This is a genomic window from Streptococcus pseudopneumoniae, from assembly GCF_038148955.1.
Classification (GTDB): domain Bacteria; phylum Bacillota; class Bacilli; order Lactobacillales; family Streptococcaceae; genus Streptococcus; species Streptococcus pseudopneumoniae_T.
In genome coordinates this window covers 1-14228 of sequence record NZ_JBBJZY010000027.1, presented here as the reverse complement: position 1 = coordinate 14228, position 14228 = coordinate 1, and the positions used below count along the sequence as shown (strand labels likewise).

Here is a 14228-nt window from a genome sequence, read left to right as displayed (position 1 = left end):
CATAAGCTCGACGATTTGAAGGAGATTATTCTTGCTGAGAGCTTTGAACTCGATGATGCCGTCAAAACGGTTCATAAATTCTGGGCTAAAGAAGTTGCCGAGTTCACCGAGAACTGAGTTGGTACGTCCTTCGCGAGCTGCCCCAAAACCAACGCTAGCTTCGGCCTTACCCGTACCTGCATTTGAAGTCATGATAATAATGGCATCCTTGAAGCTGACGGTACGTCCTTGCCCATCTGTCAAACGGCCATCGTCCAAGACTTGCAGGAACATATGCATGACATCTGGATGGGCTTTTTCTACTTCATCCAAGAGAATAAGAGAGTAGGGATTACGGCGGACTTTTTCAGTTAATTGTCCAGCTTCATCATAGCCAACATAACCTGGAGGGGCTCCGACCAACTTAGCAACACTATGTTTTTCCATGTATTCACTCATGTCAAAGCGAATCATGCTATCAGCAGAACCAAAGAGTTCGATAGCTAGTTGTTTGGAAAGTTCTGTCTTACCGACACCAGTTGGTCCGACAAAGAGGAAACTTCCGATTGGGCGGTTAGGAGTACCAAGTCCGACACGATTACGTCGAATAGCCTTAGCTATCTTATCGACAGCATCGTCTTGCCCAATAACATGAGACTTAAGGTCTTCAGCTAGATGGATAAGTTGAGATTGTTCTTTCTCTTTTAAATCCCCAACAGGGATGTTGGTTTTCTGCTCGATAATGTGCTCAATGGTTTTCTCACTGATGATAGGAGTATCTTGGTCCGTAACTTTTTTCTTTTGCATTTCCTTATACTTGGCAATCTGGTCGCGGAAGTAAGCTGCTTTTTCAAAATCTTCCTCTCGTGTAGCTTGAGATTTGAGATTTTCAGCCTCAATCAAGCGTTGATCGATTACTTTAGGATCTACAAAATTCAAGGTCAAGTTCATTTTAGAACCAGCTTCATCTAGGAGGTCAATAGCCTTGTCAGGTAAGAAGCGATCTTGGATGTAACGATTGGAAAGAGTGGCAGCTGCTTCAATTGCAGCATCGGTATATTGAACGTGATGGTAGTCTTCGTATTTCTTTTGAATGCCTTTGAGGATAGTGATTGTTTCTTCCACGGTTGGTTCATTTACCTTCACAGGCTGCATACGACGCTCTAGGGCAGCATCCTTTTCAATGATACGGTATTCATTGAGGGTAGTTGCACCGACCAGTTGCAGTTCCCCACGAGCAAGGGCTGGCTTGAGGATATTTCCTGCGTCCATATTACCATCACTCGCAGAACCAGCACCGACAATTTCATGGATTTCGTCGATAAAGAGAATGATGTCCTCACGTTTGCGAATTTCTTCCATGAGTTTTTGCATGCGTTCTTCAAATTGTCCACGGATACCCGTTCCTTGAACTAAGCTAACCACATCCAAACGGATGACTTGTTTGCCTTGGAGTTTATGTGGAACATCGCCATCAACTATTTTCTGAGCTAGACCTTCGACAACGGCCGTTTTTCCGACACCAGGTTCCCCGATAAGGACAGGATTATTCTTGGTTCTACGATTGAGAATCTCGATGACACGGATAATCTCATCGTCGCGCCCAATAACGGGGTCAATGTTTCCACGACGGGCAATCTCAGTTACGTTGATACCAAATTCTTCTAGCAGGCCTTTTTCTTGGCTTGGTGGTGGAGTTTGAGCAGATCCACGATTTTGGGAACCATAACCGCCGTTTCCACCGTAACCTCCACCTGATTGGGTTGGGGGAATCGGAGGAGTGTTGTTAGAAGGTCTGAAATTGTTTAGGTCGTTGAAGAAATCACCAAAGGGATCAAAGTCACGATTGTTCAGATCCGTCATACCTTTAAAGAGGCTATTGTTAGGATCTGTCTTGATAATCTTATAGCAGTTTTGACAGAGGTCAATTTGTTTTTGCTTTCCATTGAGATTGGTATAAAGATGAATTGTTGAGTCGTTGATTTTACAGTTTTGACAAAGCATACATCTACCTCATTTCTTTCTTTAGCCTGACCTGTTTAAAGGTCAAAAATAGTCAAATTTCTATACTCTCATTATAACAGGATTGGGGTGTAAAGCAAGTAAAAAGATTGCAGCTTTGAGAAGTTGTTACTATGAAAATTTTTGTGAATTTGGACTATAAAAAAATCCTATTTGTGAGACAAAAAGGATTTTGGTTAGACATGCAGGGTGTAATCCCGGCTTGTTTTAGATTAGTAGAGAAGTTCGTAAATCTCCATTGCAATCAAGTCAATGCTATCAAAAGTATACGTTTCGCGAGCTTCTACATCACGAAGGGTAAAGATTGATCCGTTTTCTTCGTCGTGGCTGTATGCAACTTCTGCAACAACAACTCCTTCGCGTTCAAAATTACGTTTTAAATTTCCGCCGTCTTTTGCCATTGCTTCAAGGCGGTTGATGATTCTAACCAAATGTGATTCCATTTTGATTCTCCTTCATTTCTTATCGTTACTATTTTACCATAAAGGAGGCCAACTTGACTAGAAAAAACTAAGATTTCTCGCTAATTCTACTAGTTTAAAGTTTTTTTGAATAAATTGGATAAAAGGTTTGAATTTTAATTCAATGCATGTTATAATCATACAGTATTCTATTTTAGAAAGCAGTGTGACTATGAATTTTTCTTTTTTACCTAAGTATTTACCTTATTTTAACTATGGGGCTATCGTGACGGTTCTCATTTCTATTTGTGTTGTCTTTTTGGGGACTATTTTGGGTGTTGTCTTGGCTTTTGGGCAACGTTCAAAGTTTAAACCGCTTGTCTGGCTCGCCAACTTGTACGTTTGGATTTTCCGCGGGACGCCGATGATGGTTCAGATTATGATTGCCTTTGCTCTTATGCATATCAATGCTCCGACTATTCAGGTTGGGATTTTGGGTGTTGATCTTTCTCGTCTGATTCCAGGGATTTTGATTATTTCTATGAACAGTGGTGCTTATGTTTCTGAGACTGTTCGGGCCGGAATCAATGCGGTTCCTAAAGGTCAGTTAGAAGCGGCTTATTCGTTAGGGATTCGTCCTAAAAATGCTATGCGCTATGTGATTTTGCCACAAGCTATCAAAAATATTTTGCCAGCATTGGGGAACGAATTTATCACTATTATCAAGGATAGTTCCCTCTTATCAGCTATCGGTGTCATGGAGTTGTGGAACGGGGCTACAACAGTTTCTACAACAACCTATCTACCTCTGACACCACTTTTATTTGCAGCCTTTTATTATTTGATTATGACTTCTATTTTGACAGTGGCTTTGAAAGCTTTTGAAAAACGTATGGGACAAGGAGATAAGAAATAATGACAGAAACCTTGATAAAAATTGAAAATTTACATAAATCATTTGGAAAGAATGAAGTATTGAAGGGCATTAACCTCGAGATTAAAAGAGGAGAAGTTGTCGTTATCATCGGTCCTTCGGGGAGCGGGAAATCTACCTTGCTTCGCTCTATGAATTTGTTGGAAGAAGCAACTAAAGGGAAGGTTATCTTTGAGGGAGTCGATATTACGGACAAGAAGAATGACCTCTTTGCCATGCGTGAGAAGATGGGCATGGTTTTCCAACAATTCAATCTCTTTCCTAATATGACTGTGATGGAAAATATCACCTTGTCACCTATCAAGACCAAAGGTGAAAGCAAGGCAGTTGCTGAGAAGAGAGCCCAAGAGCTGTTGGAAAAAGTTGGTTTGCCAGATAAGGCAGACGCTTATCCACAGAGTTTGTCAGGTGGCCAGCAACAACGGATTGCCATTGCGCGTGGTTTGGCCATGGAACCAGATGTTTTGCTCTTTGACGAGCCAACTTCAGCCTTGGACCCTGAAATGGTTGGAGAAGTTCTGGCTGTTATGCAAGACCTTGCCAAATCAGGAATGACCATGGTTATCGTAACACATGAGATGGGATTTGCCCGTGAGGTAGCAGACCGTGTCATCTTTATGGCAGACGGTGTAGTTGTTGAAGATGGGACACCTGAGCAGATTTTTGAACAAACCCAAGAACAACGGACTAAAGACTTCTTGAGTAAGGTTTTATAATCTATTTTAAAATTTCAAGACAAGATTAGTGAAAAGCTCAACCAGAGCTTTTTCTTATAGTTTGAAACTATAGGATAGCCTAGGAAAGAAGTGTTAGAGGGTACTAGCAGTTTTTGGTATAATGGAAGATATTTGAAAGAAAAGAGAAGTGATATGACACAGATTATTGATGGGAAAGCTTTAGCGGCCAAATTGCAGGGGCAGTTGGCTGAAAAGACTGCAAAATTAAAGGAAGAAACAGGTCTAGTACCTGGTTTGGTAGTGATTTTGGTTGGGGACAATCCAGCCAGCCAAGTCTACGTTCGCAACAAGGAGAGGTCAGCCCTTGCGGCTGGTTTCCGTAGCGAAGTAGTGCGAGTTCCAGAGACCATTACGCAAGAGGACTTGCTAGACCTGATTGCCAAATACAATCAAGATCCAGCTTGGCATGGGATATTGGTCCAGTTACCATTACCAAAACATATTGATGAAGAGGCAGTTTTGTTGGCCATTGACCCAGAAAAGGATGTGGATGGTTTCCATCCCTTAAACATGGGGCGTCTCTGGTCTGGTCATCCAGTTATGATTCCTTCGACACCTGCAGGAATTATGGAAATGTTCCATGAATATGGGATTGAATTAGAAGGTAAAAATGCGGTGGTCATCGGTCGTTCAAACATTGTTGGAAAACCCATGGCCCAGCTTCTTTTGTCCAAGAATGCAACAGTGACCTTGACCCACTCACGCACCCATAATCTCGCCAAGGTGGCTGCTAAAGCGGATATTCTGGTTGTTGCAATCGGTCGTGCCAAGTTTGTGACTGCTGACTTTGTGAAACCCGGTGCGGTAGTCATTGACGTTGGGATGAACCGAGATGAAAATGGGAAACTGTGTGGGGATGTGGATTATGAGGCAGTTGCTCCAATTGCTAGCCATATCACGCCAGTCCCTGGAGGTGTCGGTCCTATGACCATTACTATGCTGATGGAGCAAACCTATCAAGCGGCACTTCGGACATTAGACAAGGACTAGGAAAATGAAATTCGTATTTGATTTGGATGGGACGCTGTCTTTTGACTATATGACCATAGATGAAGAGATTAGGCAGGTTCTTTTAAAGGCTGAAGATTATGGACATGAGGTTGTATTTGCCTCAGCACGCTCTTATCGGGATTGTTTAGGCTTATTAGGTTCCGAGCTTAGTCAGCGCTTGGTCATAGGTTTGAATGGTGGTGTAGCCTATTATCTGGGAAAAGCTATCTATGAAATGAATCTCGATGCTAGGATTTATCAGGCTCTAGTGGATTATTGCCAGATCTATAATCTTCCTTTCTTTGTAGATGATTGCTTTGACTATAGTGGTCAGATTGTAGAGAAGATTCCATTTTTCTCCAGTGTGGATCCCCTAAAGGTAGCTCGTCATCAGAAACTCGAGGACATAGGGACTCCGATTAAGGTAGTCGTTTATATGGGTGACCATGAGGATTTGCTTGATGATCTGCTTGGTCAGTTAGAAAGACTGAGGCTAGCCCATCTGTCCTATCATACGCATGAAAAGTGTCTTTATGTCAACCCCTTGGATACTCATAAGGCGACAACTGTTGAAAAGTTATGTGAGGAGAACTTCATTGCTTTTGGAAATGACCAAAACGATATTGAACTGTTTAAAACGTCCCTCTATTCTGTCCAGATTGGAGATTTCGCTGGCCTTACTCCATATGCAGATGAAACGCTAAAGATAAAGGGAGCTCCTTCTCCGACAGTAGCAGACAAAATCTTACAAACTTTTACGGAATTTAAGGGAAAATAGTAGAAAAGGAGGTCTGCGCCTCCTTTTTGTTGTATAATAAATGAGAGAGGAAAAACGATGAAAGTGATTGAGCAAGCCTTACTAGAAAAAGTCATTATTGAACGTTCTCGTACCAGTCATAAAGGGGACTACGGTCGTCTGCTCTTGCTGGGTGGAACTTATCCTTATGGTGGTGCCATTATCATGGCTACTTTAGCAGCTGTAAAAAGCGGTGCAGGATTGGTGACCGTTGGAACGGACAGGGAAAATATTCCAGCTCTGCACAGCCATTTACCTGAGGCTATGGTCTTTGCTCTTCAAGATCAGCAATTGTTAAAAGAGCAGTTGGATAAGGCAGAAGTTGTCTTGCTGGGCCCTGGTTTACGAGACGATGCTTTTGGAGAAAAACTAGTCAAACAGGTCTTTGTTAATTTAAGACAGAATCAGATTTTGATTGTAGATGGTGGTGCCCTGACCATTCTTGCTAGAACAAGTTTGTCATTTCCATCTAACCAGCTTATCCTAACTCCCCACCAAAAAGAGTGGGAAAAGCTGTCTGGTATTGCTATTGAAAAGCAAAAGGAAGCTGCAACGGCTAGTGTCCTAACTTCCTTCCCTCAAGGAACAATTTTGGTAGAGAAAGGTCCAGCTACTCGTATTTGGCAAGCTGGGCAATCTGATTATTACCAGTTACAGGTTGGCGGTCCCTATCAGGCGACTGGGGGAATGGGAGATACTTTGGCTGGGATGATTGCAGGATTTGCAGGCCAGTTTAAGCAAGCTAGTCTTTACGAACGTGTGACAGTAGCGACCCATCTTCATTCAGCCATAGCCCAAGAACTAGCTCAAGAACAGTATGTGGTTTTGCCAACGGAGATTAGTAATTGTCTTCCTAAAGTAATGAAAATTATTTGTCAAAAAGAGAGGGTAAGCAAAGATAAACTTGTTTAAAATAGATAGATAAACCTACTTCCTTCTCTTAATTTATGATTCTTGAAATGCGCCTGCTTTAATGCTAAACTAGACGTATCAAAGTTAAGGTCTTATTTTTGGAACTGGAAAGAGATGAACAAATCAAATACATAAAAGATAAACTCATTTTTATTCGTTTGGTAAAAAGAAAATGCATATTTTCAAAGAAAGATTGATAAAAAATGTAAATTTGATCTTTTCACTTGAATAAAAAGCGGTTTCATAGTAAAATAAGAACTGAGAATGATGGAGGTAAATCGGTGGAAAATCTGAAGAAAATGGCAGGTATCAAGGCTGCTGAGTTCGTGAGCGATGGAATGGTCGTTGGACTTGGAACAGGCTCGACTGCCTATTATTTTGTCGAAGAAATCGGTCGTCGTATCAAGGAAGAAGGATTGCAGATTACAGCTGTAACGACTTCTAGTGTGACCACTAAACAGGCAGAAGGCCTTAATATCCCACTCAAATCTATTGACCAAGTAGACTTTGTCGATGTGACAGTTGATGGCGCAGATGAAGTGGATAGTCAGTTTAATGGAATCAAAGGTGGTGGTGGTGCTCTTCTGATGGAGAAGGTTGTAGCAACGCCCTCAAAAGAATATATTTGGGTGGTGGATGAAAGCAAGCTGGTCGAAAAACTAGGTGCTTTTAAATTGCCAGTAGAAGTGGTTCAGTATGGTGCAGAGCAGGTCTTTCGTCATTTTGAACGAGCTGGCTACAAACCAAGCTTCCGTGAAAAAGACGGCCAACGTTTTGTGACGGATATGCAGAATTTTATCATTGACCTCGCCTTGGATGTCATTGAAGATCCAATTGCTTTCGGACAAGAATTGGACCATGTCGTTGGTGTCGTAGAGCACGGTTTATTCAACCAAATGGTGGATAAGGTCATTGTTGCTGGACGAGATGGGGTTCAGATTTTAACCTCGAGAAAAGAAAAATAGAAGGGGGCATAAGATGTCTAAATTTAATCGTATTCACTTGGTGGTACTGGATTCTGTGGGAATTGGTGCTGCACCAGATGCTAATAACTTTGTCAATGCAGGGGTTCCAGATGGAGCTTCTGACACACTGGGACACATTTCAAAAACAGTTGGTTTGAATGTGCCAAACATGGCTAAAATCGGTCTTGGAAATATTCCTCGCGAAACGCCTTTGAAGACTGTACCGGCAGAGAGCAATCCAACTGGATATGCAACAAAATTAGAGGAAGTATCTCTTGGTAAGGATACTATGACTGGACACTGGGAAATCATGGGACTCAATATTACTGAGCCTTTCGATACTTTCTGGAACGGATTCCCAGAAGAAATCTTGACAAAAATCGAAGAATTCTCAGGACGCAAGGTTATTCGTGAAGCCAACAAACCTTACTCAGGAACGGCTGTTATTGATGATTTTGGACCACGTCAGATGGAAACTGGGGAGTTGATTATCTATACTTCAGCTGACCCAGTCTTGCAAATTGCTGCCCACGAAGATATTATTCCTTTGGACGAATTGTACCGTATCTGTGAATACGCTCGTTCAATTACACTTGAGCGCCCTGCCCTTCTAGGTCGTATCATTGCTCGTCCATATGTTGGTGAACCAGGTAACTTCACTCGTACAGCCAACCGTCGTGACTTGGCGGTATCTCCATTTGCACCGACTGTTTTGGATAAATTGAATGAGGCTGGTATCGATACTTATGCTGTTGGTAAAATCAATGATATCTTTAACGGTGCTGGTATCAATCATGACATGGGCCATAACAAGTCAAATAGCCATGGAATTGATACACTATTGAAGACCATGGGCCTTGCTGAGTTTGAAAAAGGATTCTCGTTCACAAACTTGGTTGACTTTGATGCCCTTTATGGCCACCGTCGTAATGCTCATGGCTACCGTGATTGTTTGCATGAGTTTGATGAACGCTTACCTGAAATTATCGCAACTATGAGAGAGAACGACCTTCTCTTGATTACTGCGGACCATGGAAATGACCCAACGTATGCAGGAACAGACCACACTCGTGAATATATCCCACTTTTGGCTTACAGTCCTGCTTTTAAAGGAAATGGTGTCATTCCAGTAGGATATTTCGCAGATATTTCAGCGACTGTTGCCGATAACTTTGGTGTGGAAACTGCCATGATTGGGGAAAGTTTCTTAGATAAATTGGTATAAGATGACGCGCTATGCTTTGCTGGTGAGAGGTATCAATGTTGGTGGTAAGAATAAGGTCGTCATGGCGGAGCTTCGTCAAGAATTAACAAACTTGGAACTGGAAAAGGTTGAAAGCTACATCAACAGTGGCAACATTTTCTTTACTTCGACAGACTTAAAATCCCAATTGATTGAAAAATTAGAGACTTTCTTTGCAGTCCATTATCCATTTATTCAAAGCTTTTCTTTACTGAGTCAAGAAGACTATGAAGCAGAAGTGGAGAATCTACCAGCTTGGTGGAATGAAGACTTGGCACGAAAAGATGTCCTCTTCTACACGGAGGGTTTGGATGTGGACCAAGTCATCGAGAAAGTAGACAGTTTAAAACTGGAAGATGAAGTTGTTTATTTTGGTAAACTTGGTATTTTCTGGGGAAAATTCTCTGAAGAATCCTACCCTAAGACTGCCTATCACAAGTACTTGCTCAAGATGCCTTTCTATCTCCACATTACCATTCGCAATGCAAAAACCTTTGACAAAATCGGTCAAATGCTAAAAAATAATAATAAAGGAAATACACAATGACATTTTTAGACAAAATCAATGAAACAGCTGCTTTCCTGAAAGACAAGGGAATTCAAGCGCCTGAGTTCGGTCTAATCCTTGGGTCAGGTCTTGGAGAATTGGCAGAAGAAATCGAAAATCCAGTTGTAGTAGACTATGCTGAGATTCCAAACTGGGGCCGCTCTACAGTAGTCGGTCACGCTGGTAAATTAGTATATGGGGAACTGGCAGGTCGCAAAGTTTTGGCTCTTCAAGGTCGCTTCCATTTTTACGAAGGCAATCGTCTGGAAGTCGTGACTTTTCCAGTACGTGTCATGAAAGTTCTTGGATGTGAAGGTGTCATTGTAACCAATGCAGCTGGTGGTATTGGATATGGGCCTGGTACTTTGATGGCTATCTCAGACCATATCAACATGACAGGTCAAAACCCATTGATGGGTGAAAACTTGGATGACTTTGGTCCTCGTTTCCCAGATATGTCTAAGGCCTACACACCAGAATACCGTGCTACTGCCCATGAAGTGGCTAAAAAACTTGGTATCAAGCTTGATGAAGGTGTCTATATTGGTGTAACTGGTCCAACTTATGAAACACCAGCAGAAATCCGTGCCTATAAGACACTGGGAGCAGATGCGGTTGGTATGTCTACTGTTCCTGAAGTTATCGTGGCAGCCCACTCAGGTTTGAAAGTTCTAGGAATTTCATGTATTACTAACTTTGCAGCTGGATTCCAAGAAGAACTTAACCACGAAGAAGTTGTGGAAGTAACCGAACGTGTCAAAGGTGATTTCAAAGGCTTGCTTAAAGCAATTCTTGCTGAATTGTAAGAAAAAAGATTTAAAAGGGGGAATGCCTCTTTCCTTTCATGGTTGACTGGCTATTCGGAACAAAGAAGAGACATAGGTAGACTATGGGTTTCTTCCTACTCTTGTACCTGAAAGAGTCTGATAGCCAGCATTGTGAAAGATAAGATTTTAGGATGCTAGCATTAGTTTCCTAGCCAAGCAGACTAGGATGATAAGGAGAGATGAGAATGAATTGACTTTCTGAATTTCTCAGTCTTATCATATGTAGCACAATGAGATTTTGCTTGAGTCTGCTAATAAATAAACGAAAAGAAAGATAAAGAATAATGAAAATTGGTCAACGAATTATGCGCTTTGGCATAAAAAAATTAAGTATCGGAGTTGTATCTGTTGCAGTCGGCTTTGCATTTCTAGCTCCAGCTGGAATTTCAGCCAATGAAGTAAAACAAGATGTAACATCTGACGTGACAACAAGAGTGCTAGATTCTAAGGAGGAATTGAGAGAGCCGGAAAATGTTGCTCCAAAACTAGAAACTCCTCTTACAGAGGAGTCAAGACTAGCTCCCCAAACGCTTCCAGAAGCAAGTGAAGTTCTTGAAAACAAAAAGGAAGAGTCAAAAGTAGAGATAACAGAGCCAGCTCAAACTTCACCTGTTCTTGCTCCTGACCAAGGAACTAAAGATGAAGTTGTGACAGAAAAACCAACAAATACTCGTTCTCTAACCGCAGAAGATTTGGTGAAGATTTCCAAAGGGGAATTACATTTAGAAAATGATTTGATTGATGAATCTCTCTATGGTGAAAAAGTTCTTGATTTGGAAGGGGATGATGACCAAGATGGCATCAAAAACAAAGATGAACTTTATGTTTACAACAAAGATGGTAAGGATTATCTAGGATATAACAGTCATCCCTTGCTAGCAGACAGTGATGGGGATGGTTTGGCAGATGGAGAAGACGATAATAAGAAAGAATGGTATGTTACAGACCGCGATTCTCTTCTCTTTATGGAGTTAGCCTATCGAGACGATGATTATATTGAGAAAATTTTAGATCACAAGAATCCTTTCCCTAGTCTCTATCTTGACCGTCAAGAATACAAACTCATGCACAATGAATTGGCTCCTTTCTGGAAGATGAAAAAAGCCTACCATACAGATAGTGGCTTGGATGCTTTCTTATTTGAGACCAAGAGCGACCTTCCTTATCTCAAAGATGGAACGGTGCACATGTTGGCTATTCGTGGAACGCGGGTTAATGACGCCAAGGACTTAAGTGCAGATTTGGTTTTATTAGGTGGAAATAAACCAGCTCAAGCGGATGATATCCGTAAGGTTGTTGGGGAATTAGCCAAGGATACAAGTATTACGAAATTGTATATGACAGGTCATTCTCTTGGAGGCTACTTAGCTCAGATTGCAGCGGTTGAAGCTTACCAAAAATATCCTGATTTTTATAACAATGTATTGAGGAAAGTGACGACTTTCAGTGCTCCTAAAGTGATTACTTCCAGAACGGTTTGGAATGCTAAAAATGGTTTCTGGGATGTTGGTTTGGAAAGCCGTAAATTAGCTGTTAGCGGAAAAATTAAGCATTATGTGGTTGATAATGATAATGTTGTGACTCCCTTGATTCATAATGATCGTGATATTGTTACATTTACAGGTAATTCACGCTTTAAACACCGTTCTCGTGGCTATTTTGAAAGTCGAATGAATGATATTCCTAACTTTAATATTGGTAAACGAGCTACCTTAGATAAACATGGTTATCGTGATCCGAAATTGGATAAAGTGCGCTTCTTTAAGAAACAGGCTCTGCCTCAATCTTCTAGTCAACCAAGTGCTGAACCAATGGAAAATATTGCCTTAGGGAAACAGGTTAGTCAAAGTTCGACAGCTTTCGGAGGAGATGCTAGAAGAGCTGTGGATGGCAAAGTTGATGGTAACTATGGTCACAATTCTGTCACTCATACAAATTTCCAATCTAAACCTTGGTGGCAAGTAGATTTGGCTAAAGAAGAAACCATTCGCCAAATCAATATTTACAACCGAACAGACACTGCTCAGGATAGATTGGCAAACTTTGATGTCATTCTTTTAGATAGTTCTGGCAAAGAAATTGAGAGAAAACGCATAACATCTCTTAAAGATGTGTCAGCACAAATTGCGATTAACCATAAAAAAGCGCGCTATGTTCGGATTGAGCTAGAAGGCTATAATGCCCTCAGTCTTGCAGAAGTCCAAGTATATCGTGCTGAGAATATCGCTTGGAAAAAACAGGCTAAGCAAAGTTCTACTGATTTTGGTGGAGATGCTAGTCGTGCCTTGGATGGCAATACCAATAGTAGTTATAGCCAGCAATCAATTACTCATACAAAATTTGAAAACCAGCCTTGGTGGGAAGTTGATTTAGGTCGTACAGAACAGGTAGGACTTGTTCGCCTTCATAACCGTGGGGATGGAGAACTTTCTAAACGTCTGTCAGACTTTGATGTGATTTTATATGATGAAAAAGGGACAGAAGTTGCTAGACAGTATGTTTCTAAACTTGACGGAACGAGCTTGGATGTTCAATTAAATGGGAAATTGGGCCGCCGTGTTCGTGTGCAACTACGTAAGAACAATCAAGCCCTCAGTCTTGCAGAAGTAGAAGTTTTCCGCTTTATCGCTACGAATGGTGAGACGGCGACACAAGTTTCTAAACCAATTCAACAGATAAGTCAGGCTCCTGCAAAAGACAAAACGTTGACAATTCAGCATAGTGGAGCTTACATTGCCCGCTATTCTATAACTTGGGAAGAAGTTACAGTAGACAAAAATGGGAACCAAGTTGTTCGTAGTCGTTCTTGGGAAGGCAACGGTCGCAATCAGACTGCAGGTTTTGTCCTCAATCTCCCAATCAAAGAAAATATGAGAAATCTGCGAATTAAGATTGAGAAAAAGACAGGTCTACTATGGAATAGATGGCAAACAATCTATGAAAATAGACCAATTTTAGCTCAACCCCACCGTAAAATTACCCATTGGGGAACAACACTAAATTCTAAGATTTCTGATGACGATGTCTTGTAAAAAATCCTACTATTTAATAATGAAATGATTTAGTTTATAAGAGAAGAACTACCTGAGCTTGAATAGAACTCAGGTAGCTCTCTGTGAAAGAATAATACTCTTCGAAAATCTCTTCAAACCACGTCAGCGTCGCCTTACCGTAGCTATGGTTACTGACTTCGTCAGTTCTATCCACAACCTCAAAGCACTGTTTTGAGCAACCTGCGGCTAGCTTCCTAGTTTGCTCTTTGATTTTCATTGAGTATAAAATTAAACAGAAAGGTAGAGTGAGGTGTTCTGATTTGAACACGAGTGGAAAACTTTTCTAAAAACTCAGAAGAGAAGGGGAGTTCGGTTTTGAATTGAAGCCGGTCTAATCTTCTCAATATCATCAAAATTAAGAAAGAAAGGAATTGAACCCACCCTAAAAGCAGTGGGAAAAAGATAGTTGGTCTAGCGAGCATCGCTCACTGCACCCAACTCCTATTTTCCCTTTGCTTTTTGACGGGTTTGGTATCTTTCTCAATATAAAAAAAGAAAGGTAGAGCGAGATGTTCTGATTTGAACACGAGCGGAAAACTTAGAAAATAGATAATCTGACTGAGAAATCAGGATTTCTCGTCAGATTCCTAATTTTCAGTCGTTTTCTTATCGCTCTTTGTATCATAAATTATGTCTATCCATATTGCTGCTCAGCAGGGTGAAATTGCTGATAAAATTCTTCTTCCTGGGGATCCTCTTCGTGCCAAGTTTATTGCGGAGAATTTCCTTGAAGATGCTGTTTGTTTTAACGAAGTGCGTAACATGTTTGGTTACACTGGTACTTACAAGGGTCACCGTGTATCAGTCATGGGAACTGGGATG

At 41.2% G+C, this 14228-nt stretch carries 13 protein-coding genes and 1 pseudogene; 11 read left to right on the top strand and 3 right to left on the bottom strand.

Going from position 1 to position 14228, the window contains the following annotated elements:
- On the bottom strand, positions 1-1983 hold a 1983-nt coding region (locus tag WKI23_RS08670), incomplete at its 3' end, for an ATP-dependent Clp protease ATP-binding subunit (RefSeq protein WP_368079642.1).
- Between the two features lie 230 nt (positions 1984-2213).
- Positions 2214-2444 carry a DUF1797 family protein gene (locus WKI23_RS08665; protein ID WP_000443570.1) on the bottom strand — a complete coding sequence of 77 codons (231 nt, stop codon included), beginning with the start codon at positions 2442-2444 and terminating at the stop codon, positions 2214-2216.
- A gap of 190 nt (positions 2445-2634) precedes the next feature.
- Between WKI23_RS08665 and WKI23_RS08660 the strand changes: the two genes are divergently transcribed.
- From WKI23_RS08660 to WKI23_RS08615, 10 genes are all read left to right on the top strand, one after another.
- Entirely contained in the window at positions 2635-3318 is a 684-nt protein-coding gene (locus WKI23_RS08660; RefSeq protein WP_033676806.1) for an amino acid ABC transporter permease, read from the top strand.
- Complete coding sequence (locus WKI23_RS08655; RefSeq protein ID WP_000140954.1) at positions 3318-4052, top strand: amino acid ABC transporter ATP-binding protein; 735 nt, start codon at positions 3318-3320, stop codon at positions 4050-4052. The genes WKI23_RS08660 and WKI23_RS08655 overlap by 1 nt, the downstream gene beginning before the upstream one ends.
- Before the next feature lie 153 nt (positions 4053-4205).
- Positions 4206-5063, top strand: a complete 858-nt coding sequence (locus WKI23_RS08650; protein WP_368079641.1) for a bifunctional methylenetetrahydrofolate dehydrogenase/methenyltetrahydrofolate cyclohydrolase — start codon at positions 4206-4208, stop codon at positions 5061-5063.
- A 4-nt stretch (positions 5064-5067) separates the two neighbouring features.
- The gene (locus tag WKI23_RS08645) at positions 5068-5841 is read left to right on the top strand and encodes an HAD hydrolase family protein (protein WP_368079640.1); all 774 of its coding nucleotides are present in this window, start codon (positions 5068-5070) and stop codon (positions 5839-5841) included.
- Between the two features lie 57 nt (positions 5842-5898).
- Positions 5899-6771 carry an NAD(P)H-hydrate dehydratase gene (locus tag WKI23_RS08640; RefSeq protein WP_368079639.1) on the top strand — a complete coding sequence of 291 codons (873 nt, stop codon included), beginning with the start codon at positions 5899-5901 and terminating at the stop codon, positions 6769-6771.
- Between the two features lie 281 nt (positions 6772-7052).
- A complete protein-coding gene (gene rpiA, locus WKI23_RS08635; RefSeq protein ID WP_368079638.1) occupies positions 7053-7736 on the top strand; it encodes a ribose-5-phosphate isomerase RpiA in 684 nt (227 codons plus the stop codon).
- A gap of 13 nt (positions 7737-7749) precedes the next feature.
- Positions 7750-8961 carry a phosphopentomutase gene (locus WKI23_RS08630; protein ID WP_368079637.1) on the top strand — a complete coding sequence of 404 codons (1212 nt, stop codon included), beginning with the start codon at positions 7750-7752 and terminating at the stop codon, positions 8959-8961.
- Between the two features lies 1 nt (position 8962).
- On the top strand, positions 8963-9526 hold the full coding sequence (locus tag WKI23_RS08625; RefSeq protein ID WP_368079636.1) for a DUF1697 domain-containing protein: 564 nt from the start codon (positions 8963-8965) through the stop codon (positions 9524-9526).
- Entirely contained in the window at positions 9523-10332 is an 810-nt protein-coding gene (locus WKI23_RS08620) for a purine-nucleoside phosphorylase (RefSeq protein WP_368079635.1), read from the top strand. The genes WKI23_RS08625 and WKI23_RS08620 overlap by 4 nt, the downstream gene beginning before the upstream one ends.
- 305 nt (positions 10333-10637) lie before the next feature.
- Positions 10638-13385 (top strand): galactose-binding domain-containing protein, encoded by a 2748-nt coding sequence (locus tag WKI23_RS08615; protein WP_368079634.1) that lies wholly within the window; start codon positions 10638-10640, stop codon positions 13383-13385.
- A gap of 34 nt (positions 13386-13419) precedes the next feature.
- Here the strand turns inward: WKI23_RS08615 and WKI23_RS08610 are convergent, their stop codons facing one another.
- Positions 13420-13623, bottom strand: coding sequence for a hypothetical protein (locus WKI23_RS08610; RefSeq protein ID WP_368079633.1), 204 nt, complete (start codon positions 13621-13623; stop codon positions 13420-13422).
- 413 nt (positions 13624-14036) lie between these two features.
- On the opposite strand from WKI23_RS08610, the pseudogene WKI23_RS08605 reads away from it, so the two are divergent.
- Positions 14037-14228, top strand: a pseudogene (locus tag WKI23_RS08605) (purine-nucleoside phosphorylase); the annotation flags it as partial.

What these genes read in the sequence shown, in the direction of transcription:
- WKI23_RS08665 (WP_000443570.1), bottom strand. Translation starts at nt 2,444, where the DNA reads ATGGAATCACATTTGGTTAGAATCATCAACCGCCTTGAAGCAATGGCA.
- WKI23_RS08655 (WP_000140954.1), top strand. Translation starts at nt 3,318, where the DNA reads ATGACAGAAACCTTGATAAAAATTGAAAATTTACATAAATCATTTGGA.
- WKI23_RS08640 (WP_368079639.1), top strand. Translation starts at nt 5,899, where the DNA reads ATGAAAGTGATTGAGCAAGCCTTACTAGAAAAAGTCATTATTGAACGT.
- WKI23_RS08650 (WP_368079641.1), top strand. Translation starts at nt 4,206, where the DNA reads ATGACACAGATTATTGATGGGAAAGCTTTAGCGGCCAAATTGCAGGGG.
- WKI23_RS08620 (WP_368079635.1), top strand. Translation starts at nt 9,523, where the DNA reads ATGACATTTTTAGACAAAATCAATGAAACAGCTGCTTTCCTGAAAGAC.
- WKI23_RS08610 (WP_368079633.1), bottom strand. Translation starts at nt 13,623, where the DNA reads ATGAAAATCAAAGAGCAAACTAGGAAGCTAGCCGCAGGTTGCTCAAAA.
- WKI23_RS08625 (WP_368079636.1), top strand. Translation starts at nt 8,963, where the DNA reads ATGACGCGCTATGCTTTGCTGGTGAGAGGTATCAATGTTGGTGGTAAG.
- WKI23_RS08615 (WP_368079634.1), top strand. Translation starts at nt 10,638, where the DNA reads ATGAAAATTGGTCAACGAATTATGCGCTTTGGCATAAAAAAATTAAGT.
- WKI23_RS08645 (WP_368079640.1), top strand. Translation starts at nt 5,068, where the DNA reads ATGAAATTCGTATTTGATTTGGATGGGACGCTGTCTTTTGACTATATG.
- WKI23_RS08660 (WP_033676806.1), top strand. Translation starts at nt 2,635, where the DNA reads ATGAATTTTTCTTTTTTACCTAAGTATTTACCTTATTTTAACTATGGG.
- WKI23_RS08630 (WP_368079637.1), top strand. Translation starts at nt 7,750, where the DNA reads ATGTCTAAATTTAATCGTATTCACTTGGTGGTACTGGATTCTGTGGGA.